This is a genomic window from Roseateles sp. (assembly GCF_039595295.1).
Classification (GTDB): Bacteria; Pseudomonadota; Gammaproteobacteria; order Burkholderiales; family Burkholderiaceae_C; genus Roseateles.
The window spans coordinates 107,840-122,459 of sequence record NZ_JBCNLU010000011.1; the positions used below are offsets into that span (position 1 = coordinate 107,840).

At 69.7% G+C, this 14,620-nt stretch carries 12 protein-coding genes and 1 riboswitch; of the genes, 9 read left to right on the plus strand and 3 right to left on the minus strand.

Annotated elements, in window-relative coordinates; translation table 11 throughout:
• Positions 1-8 precede the first annotated feature (8 nt).
• The 4 genes from prpF to ABDW59_RS10920 all read left to right on the plus strand — a co-directional run bounded on the left by prpF (position 9) and on the right by ABDW59_RS10920 (position 3,434).
• Positions 9-1,220: a 2-methylaconitate cis-trans isomerase PrpF gene (gene prpF / locus ABDW59_RS10905; RefSeq protein ID WP_343629780.1), complete on the plus strand. Its 1,212-nt coding sequence runs from the start codon at positions 9-11 to the stop codon at positions 1,218-1,220.
• A gap of 45 nt (positions 1,221-1,265) precedes the next feature.
• Entirely contained in the window at positions 1,266-2,129 is an 864-nt protein-coding gene (locus ABDW59_RS10910; RefSeq protein ID WP_343629781.1) for an isocitrate lyase/PEP mutase family protein, read from the plus strand.
• 102 nt (positions 2,130-2,231) lie between these two features.
• Positions 2,232-2,885 (plus strand): phosphohydrolase, encoded by a 654-nt coding sequence (locus ABDW59_RS10915; RefSeq protein WP_343629782.1) that lies wholly within the window; start codon positions 2,232-2,234, stop codon positions 2,883-2,885.
• A gap of 114 nt (positions 2,886-2,999) precedes the next feature.
• Positions 3,000-3,434: a hypothetical protein gene (locus ABDW59_RS10920; protein WP_343629783.1), complete on the plus strand. Its 435-nt coding sequence runs from the start codon at positions 3,000-3,002 to the stop codon at positions 3,432-3,434.
• A gap of 55 nt (positions 3,435-3,489) precedes the next feature.
• Here ABDW59_RS10920 and ABDW59_RS10925 read toward each other — a convergent pair whose 3' ends face one another.
• Together ABDW59_RS10925 and ABDW59_RS10930 are read right to left on the minus strand one after the other, a co-directional pair.
• A complete protein-coding gene (locus tag ABDW59_RS10925) occupies positions 3,490-5,436 on the minus strand; it encodes a TonB-dependent receptor (protein WP_343629784.1) in 1,947 nt (648 codons plus the stop codon).
• 99 nt (positions 5,437-5,535) lie between these two features.
• Positions 5,536-5,796: riboswitch (cobalamin riboswitch) on the minus strand.
• Positions 5,797-5,876: 80 nt separating this feature from the next.
• The gene (locus ABDW59_RS10930) at positions 5,877-7,439 is read right to left on the minus strand and encodes a short-chain fatty acyl-CoA regulator family protein (protein ID WP_343629785.1); all 1,563 of its coding nucleotides are present in this window, start codon (positions 7,437-7,439) and stop codon (positions 5,877-5,879) included.
• Positions 7,440-7,613: 174 nt separating this feature from the next.
• On the opposite strand from ABDW59_RS10930, the gene ABDW59_RS10935 reads away from it, so the two are divergent.
• The 5 genes from ABDW59_RS10935 (at position 7,614) to mmsB (ending at position 13,429) form a co-directional block, all read left to right on the plus strand.
• On the plus strand, positions 7,614-9,134 hold the full coding sequence (locus ABDW59_RS10935) for a CoA-acylating methylmalonate-semialdehyde dehydrogenase (RefSeq protein WP_343629786.1): 1,521 nt from the start codon (positions 7,614-7,616) through the stop codon (positions 9,132-9,134).
• 7 nt (positions 9,135-9,141) lie between these two features.
• Positions 9,142-10,302 carry an acyl-CoA dehydrogenase family protein gene (locus ABDW59_RS10940; protein WP_343629787.1) on the plus strand — a complete coding sequence of 387 codons (1,161 nt, stop codon included), beginning with the start codon at positions 9,142-9,144 and terminating at the stop codon, positions 10,300-10,302.
• 58 nt (positions 10,303-10,360) lie between these two features.
• Positions 10,361-11,188: an enoyl-CoA hydratase gene (locus ABDW59_RS10945; protein ID WP_343629788.1), complete on the plus strand. Its 828-nt coding sequence runs from the start codon at positions 10,361-10,363 to the stop codon at positions 11,186-11,188.
• Between the two features lie 10 nt (positions 11,189-11,198).
• Positions 11,199-12,404, plus strand: a complete 1,206-nt coding sequence (locus tag ABDW59_RS10950) for an enoyl-CoA hydratase/isomerase family protein (protein ID WP_343629789.1) — start codon at positions 11,199-11,201, stop codon at positions 12,402-12,404.
• A 110-nt stretch (positions 12,405-12,514) separates the two neighbouring features.
• Entirely contained in the window at positions 12,515-13,429 is a 915-nt protein-coding gene (gene mmsB, locus ABDW59_RS10955) for a 3-hydroxyisobutyrate dehydrogenase (protein WP_343629790.1), read from the plus strand.
• A gap of 145 nt (positions 13,430-13,574) precedes the next feature.
• Here mmsB and ABDW59_RS10960 read toward each other — a convergent pair whose 3' ends face one another.
• Positions 13,575-14,552 carry a GMP reductase gene (locus ABDW59_RS10960; RefSeq protein ID WP_343629791.1) on the minus strand — a complete coding sequence of 326 codons (978 nt, stop codon included), beginning with the start codon at positions 14,550-14,552 and terminating at the stop codon, positions 13,575-13,577.
• Positions 14,553-14,620: the final 68 nt, after the last annotated feature.

Below are 14,620 nucleotides of genomic sequence, written 5' to 3' on the forward strand. Positions count from 1 at the left end.
AAACCACCATGGCATTCCTTCCTCAAGTGAAAGTCCCCGCGGTGTACATGCGGGGCGGCACCAGCAAGGGCGTGTTCTTCCGTCTGGAGGACCTGCCCGAGGCCTGCCGCGTGCCCGGCGCGGCGCGCGACCGGCTGCTGATGCGGGTGATCGGCAGCCCCGATCCCTACGGCAAGCAGATCGACGGCATGGGCGGCGCGACCTCAAGCACCAGCAAGACGGTGATCGTGTCGCGCAGCACGCGGCCGGATCACGACGTCGACTACCTGTTCGGCCAGGTCGCGATCGACAGCGCGCTGGTGGACTGGTCCGGCAATTGCGGCAACCTGTCCGCGGCGGTCGGTCCGTTCGCGATCCAGGGCGGGCTGATCGACGCGGCGACGCTGCCGCGGGACGGCATCGCCACGGTCCGTATCTGGCAGGCCAACATCGGCAAGACCATCATCGCCAAGGTTCCGATGCGCGACGGTCAGGTGCAGGAGAGCGGCGATTTCGAGCTCGACGGCGTCACTTTCCCGGCGGCGGAGGTCGAGCTGACTTTCGTCGATCCGGGCGATGACGACGGCGATGCGGGCGAGGGCGGCGGCGCGATGTTCCCGACCGGAAACGTGGTCGACGAGCTGCGTGTGCCCGAGGAGCTGGTGGCCGGCGGCCGTCTGCGCGCGACGCTGATCAACGCAGGCATCCCGGCGGTCTTCGTCGACGCGAAGGACCTGGGCTACAGCGGCACCGAGCTGCAGGACGCGATCAACGGCGACCCGGCGGCGCTCAAGCGCCTGGAGGCGATCCGCGCGCATGCGGCGCTGCACATGGGTCTGATCAAGACGCTGGAAGAGGCGCGCGTGCGGCAGCACACGCCCAAGCTGGCCTTCGTCGCGCCGCCCGCGAGCTATCGCGCGTCCAGCGGCAAGACGGTGGAGGCCGGCGGCATCGACGTGCTGGTGCGGGCCATGTCCATGGGCAAGCTGCATCACGCGATGATGGGCACGGCGGCGGTGGCGATCGGCACCGCGGCGGCGATTCCCGGCACGCTGGTGTGCGAGGCCGCGGGCGGCAAGCCGCTGCCGGCGGTGCGCTTCGGTCATCCCTCGGGCACGCTGCGCGTGGGCGCCGAGGCGGTCGAGGAGGGTGGCCAATGGCGCGTCACGCGCGCGGTGATGAGCCGCAGCGCCCGCATCCTGATGGAGGGCGCGGTGCGCGTGCCCGCCGAGTCGCTCTGATCGCGATTCATTGATTCAACAGATTCATTTTCGGAAGAGACAACCATGACATCGACCCGCAAGACCCTGCGCAAGCTGGTGAACGAGCGCCGCGGCGTGCTGGTGCCGGGCGCGTTCAACGCGCTGTCGGCCAAGGTGATCGAAGACCTCGGTTTCGAGGCGCTGTACGTGACCGGCGCCGGCGTGACCAACATGTGGTTCGGTCTGCCGGACCAGGGCTTCATGGGCTTGGCCGAGATCGCCGACCACACCGCCCGCATCCGCGACGCGGTGGAGCTGCCGCTGATCGTCGACGCCGACACCGGCTTCGGCAATGCGCTGAACGTGCGGCACACGGTGCGGGTGCTCGAACGCGCCGGCGCCGACTGCATCCAGCTGGAGGACCAGGTCGCGCCCAAGCGCTGCGGACACTTCAACGGCAAGGAAGTCATCTCGACCGAGGAAGCCGTCAGCAAGATCAAGGCGGCGGTGGATGCGCGACGTGATCCGGACTTCCTGATCATGGCCCGCACGGACGCCTGCGCCACGCTGGGCTTCGAAGCCGCCATCGAGCGCGCGCAGCTGTTCGCCGAGGCGGGCGCGGACATCCTGTTCGTCGAGGCGGTGACCAAGCCGGACGAGATCCGCGCGCTGCCGCAGCGCTTGTCCACGCCGCAGCTGATGAACATGGTCATCGGCGGAAAGACCCCGATCACGGACGCGAGCGAGCTGCAGCAGATGGGCTACGGCGTGGTGCTGTACGCCAACGCGGCACTGCAGGGCGCGGTGGCCGGCATGCAGAAGGCGCTGGGCGTGCTCAAGGCCAACAAGCGCATCGACGAGGATCCGGCGCTGGTCGTGCCCTTCGCCGAGCGTCAGCGCCTGGTCGGCAAGCCCGAGTGGGACGCGCTGGAGAAGAAGTACACCTGATGGCCGAGCTCCTGACGCATCGCGTCAGGAGTGGCCCCCGCAAGGGGGCGCCGCGATCGCGGTGGGCCCGCGCGAGTCGGGAGACTCGCTACAGTGGGCCGCATGACCGACAGCCCCCGTGCCTGGATCCGCCTGCCCTCCGGGGCCGCGCTCGACCTGATCAACCCCTCGCCCGACGCCTGGACCGACGAGGACCTGGCATTGCGGCTCGCGCGCACCTATCGATGGGGCGGCGAGTCGGTGTGGCCGTGGCCGCTGTCGGTGGCGCAGCACTCGCTGCTGGTGCTGGCGCTGCGGCGTCAATGGGCCGAGGAAGCGGGAGAGCCGCTGAGCCGCGAAGCGGCGCTCGCCGAGCTGCTGCATGACGCCGAGGAAGGCTTCCTCGGATTCGACTGCATCTCGCCGCTCAAGCGCGTGCTGGGCGAGCCATTCCGCATCGTCGGCGACCGCCTGATGCAGGCGATCTGGACGCGCTACCGCTTGCCCGACTGGCTGCCCGAGACGCATGCGCGGCACAAGCGCGCCGACAGCATCGCGGCGGCCTCCGAGGCGGTGCACTGCACGGGATGGTCCGAGCGCGAGGTCCGCGAAGTGCTGGGCATTACGCATCCGGTGCTGGCGGAGGATCCGCTCGCGGCGATCTACGGCGGTCAGCCGTGGGAGCCGTGGGCGTCGGATGTGGCGGGGGAGAGGTTTTTGGGGGAGTTGAGGAGTCTTTCGGCCAATAGCCCTGATCAGTATCAAAGGGGGGAGTGACCTCCCTGGATCAGTTCCCCCATCAAGGCCGCAATTTGGTGGAGAGACTCGGGCGCTCATCGTGAGGAGACTGCTGCCTTTCAGGTCGAGGACCTGGTCAAGCAGGAGCAATTCATGGCGATGACGACGAGCGACGATCTGCAAGACGTCGAGGATCTCTCAAGGGCTTTGCAGTTTCCCGGCACGGTCTTTGGCCCGATGGTCGATGAGGACCTTGAGGCCCGATGCGAGGACGCCGACTGGCATGAGGTGCCGGAGGAGCTTCGACGCGTATTGGCTCACCATCAGGCGTCGGCCGATTACATGCTGCTGATCCTGAAGCGCGCCGCGCGCTTCGTCAGGCGGCATTCGCTGCGCTTGGCCGGGCCGCCCTGGTTGGACATCACTTGCGTCGACAACGTGGCGGCCGGCGCGATCTACGTGGTCCCCCTCGACATGAGCCCCAAGAAATCGCTCGTGTGGGATGAGCGATTCCTCACGCGCCTCGCTGATCAGGACCTGCTCAAGGGGTTCTTCATGGTGAGCTTCTGCGGGAGGCCCGTGGCCTGAGGTCGTCCTTTGATGGATGCCTCGGGGCCACGGCGTCCAAGCCAGCGTTCGCCGCTCAGAACCCCTTCATGTCATACCGCAGCCCGACCCACGCCTGCCGGCCCAGGCCCTGGTAGTCGCGGACCGGTTGCACGTCGCGGTCGGCGGCGTTGAGGACCTTGGCTTCGAGGCGCCACTGCGGCAGGAACTTCCAGCTCGCGCGCAGGTCCAGCACGGCGTACGCGCCCAGGTTGCCGCCCGTGTCCGGCCGTGCGCCCACATCCGTCAGCGACGCGCCCACGCTCCACACGCCCGTGTCGTAATCGGCCGAGACCGTTTCCTGATGCGCCGCGCGACGCAGCAGGCGCGAGCGCTTGACCTCGTCCTGCGCGTCCAGGAAATCGACCGTCGCGGCCAGGCTCAGGTTCCCGATGCGATGAGCGCCGGTGATCGTCGCGCCGGTCATCTTGGCGCGGCCCACATTACCCGCGCATCCGAAGAAGCCCGTCGGGCAGTCCGTACCGTTGGGATCGGGGTTGTAGGCGATCTGGTCCTTGACCTTGTTGCGATACACCGTCGCCGACGCGCTGGTCGCGCCGCGCGTCCAGCTCAGGCCCAACTCGACGCTGCGGCCGCGCTCGGGGCGGATCGTCGGGATGCCGTAGAACGGGAAGTACAGGTCGTTGAAGCTCGGCGCGCGGAAAGTCTTGCCCGCGAGCGCGCGGACCTTGAGCTCGCTGGTCAGCGCGTAGCTCGCGCCCAGGTTGCCGGTCGTGTTGGCGCCGTAGGCGGAGTTGTCGTCGCGGCGCAGGCTGCCCTCGATGGCGATCGGACCGAAGTCGCCGGTATAGCCGGCCATGTAGCCGTTGTTGGTTCGCTTGGGCGTGGACGGGAAGGCGTCGGCCTGGACCTTCTCGCTCAGATGCTCGTAGGCCAGCACGACCTGCTGGCCGGCGCCGACGCGCAGCACGTTCTGCCAGGTGGCCTGGTCGCGATCGGTCTTGTAGCGGCTGGGGAAGCCGCCGCCGCTGATCGAGTCATCCGTGCTGCGCGCGACCTGCACTGAGGTCGTCCAGATCGGCGACAGCGTGCCGCGGTAGTCCGCCGACACCGAGCGCGTCTTCAGCTTGTTGCGGAAGTCGGGCGAGGGATCGGGATTGAAGTTGGCGTCGTAATCGGCGCTGTCGTACTGGGCATTGAGCCGGCTCTGCGTGGCGCTGATGCCGATGCGGTGGCCCTCGGCCGGCGTGAAGCCCAGGCGGCCTGTGGCCACGGTGCGGGCGAAGCCGTCGCGGTCCGGGTTGTAGTAGCCGTTGGCGTCGTTCGGGCGAATAGCCGAGACGCCGTCGCTGGTATCGCGACCGATGCTGGCCGCGTAGTCGAAGCCCGCCTGCGCGCCGCTGACGCCGACATCGGCCTGGCGCGAGCGGTACTCGCCGACGGCGACCTTGGACGTGAGGTTCAGCGGACCCTGGCCCTTCTTCGTGAAGATCTGGATCACGCCGCCCACCGCGTCCGCGCCGTACGGGCTGGACGCCGGCCCGCGCAGGACCTCGATGCGGTCGATCTGGTCGAGGCTCATCGACTCGAGGGCCGATTGGGCCAGTGTGGCCGAGCCCACGCGAACGCCGTCGATCAGGACGATCGCGCCGCTCGCGCTGTTGCCGCGAATCAGGTAACCGCCGCTCTGGCCCGGGCCGCCGTTGCGGGTGATCTGCAGGCCGGCGTAGCGGCGCAGCGCGTCCTCGACGGTGCCGGCGCCGCCGAAGCGCAGCGTGTCGGCGTCGATCAGGACGATGTCGGCGACGCTCTTGCTCAGCGACTGGGCTTCGCGCGTGCCGGTGACGACGACGCGATCCAGCGGCGCTGAGGCCGAGGAGGACGAGGCCTGCGCCATCGCCACGGCGGGCAGGGCGCCGAGCGCGAGCAGCGTGGCATGGGCGAGGGCGGTCATCGCGCTGCCGGCGGCAACGGAGGAGGAAGCGCGCGAGAAGGCGCGCGCGCGGGAGGAGATGGGCTGCATGGCGAGGAAAAACTGCGTGTGGCGGCACTTGACCGCTTCCCCGCGGCCGCATGCGAAATGGAGCGCCGCGCGCGCGACATCCGATATCGATGGGCGCGTGCGGCGGCTCCGCCTGTTGGCCGGTATCCGGGCTGTCGGAATCGAACCCGTGTCGCCTTCCCGGGCGGTGAGCCCAGTGGTCTCAGGACACGTGCCGCGCGCCGTCGACGCCCTGATCGGGCCTCGCGCGCGCCTTCCGCTTACCGTTGCGGGGGCAGCTCAGGTTGGGGGCGCGGCCACGCTCGGCGCGCCCCTTCCTGATTCCCGTTGAACTGCGCCGGAGGACGTCCGGCAGCGAGCACCAACGGGGCGGGATCTTAACGAGCCGACTGATGCGTCCGCGCCACGCCGGCTGTGCTTGTCCCTCACGCGATGCTCATCGCGGCCGCGAGATTCGTTGCTCACGCCCCGCCCGTGAACCGATACGACACCAGCGACTCCCGGTCGTTGTCCGCCACCAGCCGCTTGCCGGCCGGCGGGAAGGCGCGCTGCACGCAGTGTTCCCGCGGGCAGGTGCGGCAGCCCGGGCCGATGGGCACGGCCGGCGCGCCCGTGTCCAACGCGATGCCGTCCGCATAGACCAGGTCCCGCGCATGCGCCACGTCGCAGCCCAGTCCGATCGCGAAGTGCTTCTTCTGCGCGTGATAGCCGCCGCTGCCGTGCCGCTCGATGGTTCGCGCAATGCCGAAGAAGCGGCTGCCGTCGGGCATCTCCGCCACCTGCGTCAGGATCCGGCCCGGCTGCGCGAAGGCCTCGTGCACATGCCACAGCGGACACGCGCCACCGTGCCGCGCGAAGTGGAAGGTCGTCGCGCTCTGGCGCTTGGAGATGTTGCCCGCCTGGTCCACCCGGACGAAGTAGAAGGGCACGCCGCGCGCGCCGGGGCGCTGCATCGTCGAGAGCCGATGGCAGACCGTCTCCACGCCGACGTGGAAGCGCTGCTGCAGCAGCTCCAGGTCGTAGCGGCAACCGCGCGCCGTGGTGAGGAAGGCGCCGTACGGGAGCAGCAGCGCGCCCGCAAAGTAGTGCGCCACGCCTTGACGCGCCAGCGCGCGCGTCGCGTCGTCCTGGAAACCGGCGTCGTGCAGCGCGGCGTCGATGGCGGCGGACTCCGCCAACAGCGCGTACTGCGTGGCGATCTGGAAGGCCTGCTGCGCGTCGGTCAGGTGGCCCGGCATGCGCAGTCGGCGCCGGCGTGCGTCGTAATGGCGCAGCAGCGCGCCGTCGCCCTCGCTCGCGTCCAGGTCCACCGACACGCCGCAGCGCCGCAACATCAGCTCGCGCAGCGGCCCCGCGCGGTGCGTGGGCGAGAGCGACAGCTCGGCCGCCAGCCGCTCCGCGCGATGGTCCAGATCGTCCAGATAGTTGTTGTACCGGTTGAAGAAGTCCCGCACCGCCTCGTGCGGCAGCGGCTCCGCGCGCGAGGCCGCCAGCCACTCGTCCGGCGCGCCTTCCTCGCCGTAATACCGGTCGACCAGCAGCGCATGCTCCTCCTGCAGCCGCAGGTGGCGCTGGTGCAGCGCGACGAAGGCCTCGGCCAGCTCGGGCGCCTGCTCGACCAGCCGCGCCACCTGCGCCGGCGAGATCGCGACGCCCACCACGGTGCGGTCCCGCAGCGCCGCGTCCAGCTCGGCGAGCAGGCGCTGGTCCTGCTCCTCCGAGAACTGCGCGATGTCACCGCCGAAGACCTCGGCCAGCTTCAGCAGCACGCTGGCGGTGACCGGGCGCTGATTGGTCTCGATCTGCGAGACATAGCTCAGCGACAGCCCCAGCCGCGCGGCGAGCTGGCTCTGATTCCATTCGAGCTGCTCGCGCAGCCGTCGCACCCGCGCGCCGACAAAGAGCTTGCGCGAGCCGGTGCTGGTGGTTCCTGCGCCCGGGTTGCCCGAGCCGCCCCCGGCGCTGCTTCCCAAGCCGCCGTTCGCATCTCCGGGCGTGGCGCGTTTCCCCAACGTGGACTTCATGGTCGTCTTCCTGGATTTCACCGAATTCACAATCTTCACTGGATCCTTGCGAAGTGATTCGCAGGTTCGCCTTCTTGCAGCGCTTTCAGAGAGGGCATCAGGGGCTTGCCTCTGGCTTCTTGTGAAAGTTGTGGATAAATTTCGTGTGAATTCTATAAACCCTTGGAGACTCCCATGACCCGCGACACGACCCGCGACGAATTGCCTCGCATCCCGCTGCTGATCAACGGCGAATTCGTCCAGTCGCGCAGCACCGAATGGCGCGACGTGATCAACCCCGCGACGCAGCAGGTGCTGGCCCGCGTGCCCATGGCGACGGCCGAGGAAGTCGAGGCCGCGATCGCCTCCGGCCGCGAGGCCTTCAAGACCTGGCGTAAGACCCCGATCGGCCAGCGCGCCCGCATCTTCCTGAAGTACCAGCAGCTGATCCGCGAGAACATGAAGCAGCTGGCCGCGACGCTGACCGCCGAGCAGGGCAAGACCCTGGCGGACGCCGAGGGCGACGTGTTCCGCGGCCTGGAGGTGGTCGAGCACGCCGCCAACATCGGCAACCTGCAGATGGGCGAGCTCGCCCACAACGTGGCCGGCGGCGTCGACACCTACACGCTGCTGCAGCCGCTGGGCGTGTGCGCCGGCATCACCCCGTTCAACTTCCCCGCGATGATCCCGCTGTGGATGTTCCCGATGGCCATCGCCACCGGCAACACCTTCGTGCTCAAGCCTTCCGAGCAGGACCCGATGGTGACGATGCGCCTGGTCGAACTGGCGCTCGAGGCCGGCATCCCCAAGGGCGTGCTCAACGTCGTGCACGGCGGCGAGTCCGTGGTCAACACGCTGTGCGACCACCCCGACATCAAGGCCGTGTCCTTCGTCGGCTCGACCCGCGTGGGCACGCTGGTGCACGACCGCGCGACCAAGGCCGGCAAGCGGGTGCAATGCATGATGGGCGCGAAGAACCACGCCATCGTGATGCCCGACGCGCACAAGGAGCAGACGCTCAACGCGCTGGTCGGCGCCTCGTTCGGCGCGGCCGGTCAGCGCTGCATGGCGGTGTCGGTGGCGGTGCTGGTGGGCGCGGCGCGCGACTGGCTGCCCGAACTGGTCGAGAAGGCCCGCGGCCTGAAGATCGGCGCCGGCGACGCGGCCGGCACGGACGTCGGCCCGCTGATCTCCTGCGCCGCGCGCGACCGCGTCGAGCACCTGATCGCCCGCGGCATCGAGGACGGCGCCACGCTGTCGCTGGACGGCCGCAAGCCGCAGTTGGACGGCGCGCTGAAGGAAGGCAACTTCGTCGGCCCGACCATCTTCAGCGGCGTGAAGCCCGGCATGACGATCTACGACCAGGAGATCTTCGGCCCGGTGCTGTGCGTGGCGGAAGCGGAAACGATGGACGAGGCGATCGCGATGATCAACGCCAACCCCAACGGCAACGGCACGGCGATCTTCACGCAGTCGGGCGCCGCGGCGCGTCGCTTCGAGGAAGAGATCGACGTCGGCCAGGTCGGCATCAACGTGCCCATCCCGGTGCCGGTCCCGCTGTTCTCCTTCACCGGCTCGCGCGCCAGCAAGCTGGGCGACCTGGGGCCCTACGGCAAGCAGGTGATCATGTTCTACACCCAGACCAAGACCGTCACCGCGCGCTGGTTCGACGACGCCTCGACCGGGGGCGTCAACACGACGATCAGCCTGAAGTGAGGTCCCGATGGACTTCGAACTGAACGAACAGCAGCTGGCCTTCCAGCAGGCGGCGCGCGACTTCGCCCGCGAGGAAATGGCGCCGCACGCCGCCGAGTGGGATGCGCAAGCGATCTTCCCGCGCGAGGCGCTGCGCCATGCGGGCGAGCTGGGCTTCTGCGGCCTGTACGCGCCCGAGGCGGCGGGCGGTCTGGGCATCCCTCGCCTGGACGCGACCATCGTCTTCGAGGAGCTGGCCGCGGCTTGCCCCTCGACGACGGCCTTCATCAGCATCCACAACATGGCGACGTGGATGGTGGCGACCTTCGGCCGGCCGGAGATCGTCGAACGATGGGGCCCGGCGCTGTGCAGCGGCGAGAAGCTGTCTTCGTACTGCCTGACCGAGCCCGGCGCCGGCTCGGACGCGGCCTCGCTGCGCACCAGCGCGCGCAAGGACGGCGACGTCTACGTCATCGATGGCGGCAAGGCCTTCATCTCCGGCGCCGGCTCGACCGACGTGCTGGTGGTGATGGCGCGCACCGGCGGCCCGGGCGCGGACGGGATCTCCGCGTTTCTCGTCGAGGCCGACAGCCCCGGCATCCAGTACGGCCGCAAGGAAGACAAGATGGGCTGGAACAGTCAGCCTACGCGCGCCATCGCCTTCGACGGCGTGCGGGTTCCGGCCGTGAATCTGCTGGGCGAGGAAGGGCAGGGCTTCCGCATCGCGATGCAGGGGCTGGACGGGGGGCGCATCAACATCGCGACCTGCTCGGTCGGCGCGGCGCAGGGCGCGCTCACCGCGGCGCAGCGCTACATGCATGAGCGCCGCCAGTTCGGGCGCCCGCTGGCCGACATGCAGGCGCTGCAGTTCAAGCTCGCCGACATGGCGACGGAGCTGGTGGCCGCGCGCCAGATGGTGCGGCTGGCCGCGTCCAAGCTGGATGCGAAGTCGCCCGACGCGCAGGTCTATTGCGCGATGGCCAAGCGGCTGGCGACCGACATCGGCTTCACCGTCTGCAACGAGGCGCTGCAGATCCACGGCGGCTACGGCTACATCCGCGAGTACCCACTGGAGCGCCTGCTGCGCGACGCGCGCGTGCACCAAATCCTGGAGGGTACGAACGAGATCATGCGAGTGATCGTCGCGCGCCGGATGCTGCAGGACCAGGCGCCCGAGACCATTCGCTGAGCCCTCCCGCAAGCGCCTCGACGAAGGGGCGCTTGCTCTTCAGAGCAGAGAGAAACCCATGACCGACTCGACCCTCACGACGAGCACGACCCCGAGCGCCACGCCGGACGGCTACGCCGGCCTGCGCGTGGAGAAGCGCGGCCACACGGCCGTCGTCACGTTGACGAATCCGCCCGCCCACACCTGGACCGACGCGAGCCTGAGCGCGCTCACGCGGCTGGTGGGCGATCTGAATGCCGACCGCGACATCTACGCGCTGGTGATCACCGGCGACGGCGAGAAGTTCTTCAGCGCCGGCGCCGATCTGAAGCTCTTCGCCGATGGCGACAAGGGCCGCGCGGCGACCATGGCCAAGCGCTTCGGCGACGCCTTCGAGGCGCTGGCGGGCTTCCGCGGCGTGAGCATCGCGGCGATCAACGGCTACGCGATGGGCGGCGGCCTGGAATGCGCGCTGGCCTGCGATCTGCGCATCGCCGAGTCGCACGCGGTGATGGCGCTTCCCGAAGCCGCCGTCGGCCTGCTGCCCTGCGCGGGCGGCACGCAATGGCTGAGCTGGACCGTGGGCGAGAGCTGGGCCAAGCGCATGGTGCTGCTGGGCGAGCGCGTCGACGCTGAGACCGCGCTGCGCATCGGCTTGGCCGATGAACTCGCGCCCAAGGGCGAGTCGCTCACCAAGGCCTTGCAGTGGGCCGAGCGGGTTCAGGCGCAGAGCCCCACCAGCGTCGCCGCCTGCAAGCGGCTGATCCAGGGCGCGCGCCATGCGCCGCCGTGGTCGCAGCTGCCGGCCGAGCGGGAGGCTTTCATCGCGCTCTTCGACACCGAGGACCAGCGTGAAGGCGTGCAGGCCTTCCTGGGCAAGCGCAGCCCGCAATGGCGCAATGGCTGAGGAACGCGGGATGACGCAGTTGAAGGAAGTTTCCAAGAACGATGCCGCGAGCGACGCCGAGAGCGACGTCAAGCGCGGGGGCGAGGATGCGACGTCCGCGCCCGTGCTGTTCCGTACGTTGGTGACGGCCTCCGGTCATCGCTTCGGCCACGCGACGCTGAACGCGCCGGCCAGCCTGAACGCGCTGACGCTGGAGATGGTCGATCTGCTGCATGCGCAGCTGATCGCCTGGGCGGAGGATCCGAACGTGGTCGGCGTGGTGCTGGACGGTGCCGGAGAGAAGGCGCTGTGCGCCGGGGGCGACGTCGTCGGCCTGTACCGCGCGATGCGCGCGGCCGGCGCCGGCAAGGTCCCCCGGGAAGCCGCCGAGTTCTTCGAGCGCGAGTACCGCCTCGATCACTTCATCCATCGCTATCCCAAGCCTTTCCTGGTCTGGGGGCACGGCATCGTGATGGGCGGCGGCATCGGGCTGATGGCGGGCGCCTCGCACCGCGTGGTCACGCCGCGCAGCCGGTTGGCGATGCCCGAGATCACGCTGGGCCTGTACCCCGACGTGGGCGGCAGCTGGTTCCTGTCGCGGCTGCCGGGCCGCACCGGGCTGTTCCTCGCGCTGACGGGCGCGCCGCTGAACGCGGCCGACGCGCTGTGGGCCGGGCTGGCCGATCGCGCGGCCCGCGCCGAGGATCACGGCGTGCTGCTCAACGCCATCGCGGCCGCGAAGTGGCAGGGCGAGCACGCCGCCGATGCGGAGCAGCTCGACGACGTGCTGCGCGCGCTGCCGAGGGCGGAGCTCTCGCTCGCGCCCTCGCAGCTGGCCGTGCACCGCGAGCGCATCGACGCGCTGATCGGCCCGCATGACAGCCTGGCGACGATCGCGCCTCGACTGCGCTCGCTGGCCTGCGAGTCGGACGCCTGGCTGGCCACGGCCGGCGCGGCCTTCCAGAAGGGCTCGCCGACCTCGGCGGTGCTGGCGATCGCGCTGCAGCGGCGCTTGCGTCATGCGTCGCTGGCGGAGGTCTTCCGGCTCGAGTACCAGGCCTCGGTCGGCTGCTGCGTGCACCCCGATTTCGCCGAGGGCGTGCGGGCGCTGCTGGTCGACAAGGACAAGAACCCGCGCTGGCAGGGCGGCGTGGTGGACGGCCACGGCGACGCGCATGTCGACCAACTGCTCAAGCCGCGCTTCGAGGGCGAGCATCCGCTGGCGGATCTGCGCTGAGCGCGGCACGATCGGTCGACCACGATCATTGTCACGCTTCATCGGACATCAATCGAATCGTGCCGGCTGCCGAGGGCGGCGCCGGCGCGATCGACAACAAGGAGACAAGCATGAGCGACACGAACAACTCCGGCGGCGCGCGCGTCGCCTTCATTGGCCTGGGCCACATGGGCGGGCCGATGGCGGCCAACCTGGCGAAGAACGGCTATGCCGTCTCGGCCTTCGACCTGAGCGCCGAGGCGCTGCAGAAGGCGCGCGAGGCCGGCGTGACGGTGGCGCCGTCGGCGCTGGCGGCGGTGGAGGGCGCGGCGGTGGTGATCTCGATGCTGCCGGCGAGCCGGCACGTCGAAGGCCTGTATCTGGGCGACGGCGCGCTGATGGCGGCCATCCCGGCGGGCGCGCTGGTCATCGACTGCAGCACCATCGCGCCGGCCAGCGCGCAGCGCGTGGCCAAGGCCGCGGCCGATCGCGGCCTGGCGATGCTGGACGCGCCGGTGTCCGGCGGCGTGGCGGGCGCGGCGGCGGGCACGCTGACCTTCATCGTCGGCGGTGATGCGGCGGCGCTGGAACGCGCGCGTCCGGTGCTGCAGGCCATGGGCAAGAACATCTTCCACATGGGCGCGTCCGGCGCGGGTCAGGTGGCCAAGCTTTGCAACAACATGGCGCTGGGCGTGATCATGGCCGTCACTGGCGAGGCGCTCGCGCTGGGCGTGGCGCACGGGCTGGACCCGCAGGCGCTGTCGGCCATGATGGCCGTGAGCACCGGCCGCAGCTGGGCCACCGAGGTCTGCAATCCCTGGCCCGGCGTGAAGCCCGAGGCGCCCGCGTCGCGCGGCTACAGCGGTGGTTTCGGCAACGACCTGATGCTCAAGGACCTGGGGCTGGCGGTGGAGGCGGCGCTGGGCACCGGCGCGGCCGTGCCGCTGGGCGAGCTGGCGCGCAATCTCTATGCGCTCAACAGCCGCGCGGGCCGCGGCGGGCTGGACTTCTCCAGCGTGCAGCAGCTGCTGCTCAAGGCGGAATGAAGACGCGCGGCTGACGCCGCTTCAGCGAAGGATCGACAAGTCGCAAGGCCCGTCGATCCCGCGCGGAGGCCCGGTCGGGGCCGCCGCGCAGGGCGGGCGCGCCTGAAGCCGTTCTCGGGAGAGAGGGCCCGGCGCCCCGTCAGGCTCACATGAACAGGTGTTCGCCGGCGTTCTCGCCGCCCAGGACCACGTAGTTCACCTTGCGCAGGTCGGCCAGCGTGCGGCCGCCGGCGTAGGAGATGGAGCTCTGCACGTCCTCTTCCATCTCGCGCAGCGTGTCGGCCAGGTGACCCTTGACCGGCTCCAGGATGCGCTTGCCCTCGACGTGCTTGTACTCGCCCTTGTTGAAGTCGGACGCGGAGCCGTAGTACTCCTTGTAGCGCTTGCCATCGACCTCGACGGTCTGGCCCGGCGACTCCTCGTGACCCGCGAACAGCGAGCCGATCATCACCATCGACGCGCCGAAGCGCACGCTCTTGGCGATGTCGCCGTGATGGCGGATGCCGCCGTCGGCCACGATGGGCTTGGTCGCCACGCGAGCGCACCACTTCAGCGCCGACAGCTGCCAGCCGCCCGTGCCGAAACCGGTCTTCAAGCGCGTGATGCAGACCTTGCCCGGACCGATGCCGACCTTGGTCGCGTCGGCGCCCCAGTTCTCGAGGTCGATGACGCCCTCGGGCGTGCCGACGTTGCCGGCGATGACGAAGGTGTCGGGCAGCCGGTGCTTGATGTGGGCGATCATGCGCTGCACCGAGTCCGCGTGGCCGTGCGCGATGTCGATGGTGATGTAGTCGGCGCCCAGGCCCTCGGCGGCGAGGCGGTCGATCAGGGCGTAATCGGCCTCTTTGACACCGGCGCTGAGCGAGACCACCAGCCTCTTGTCCCGCATCGTCCGGGCGAACTGGATCGCGTCCAGATCGAAGCGGTGCATCACGTAGAAGTAGCCGTTGGCGGCCAGCCATTCGGTGATGTGCTCGTCGACGACCGTCTTCATGTTGGCCGGCACGACCGGCAGCTTGAAGCGGCGGGGGCCGAACTCGACGGAGGTGTCGCACTCGCTGCGGCTGTCCACGCGACACTTGCGGGGCAGCAGCAGGATGTTGTCGTAGTCAAAGATTTCCATGGTCCAAAGTCGCAATGTCGGGCTGCGTTGAGGCAGTGCATGCCCTGGGCTGCGAGCGCTTGACTTGG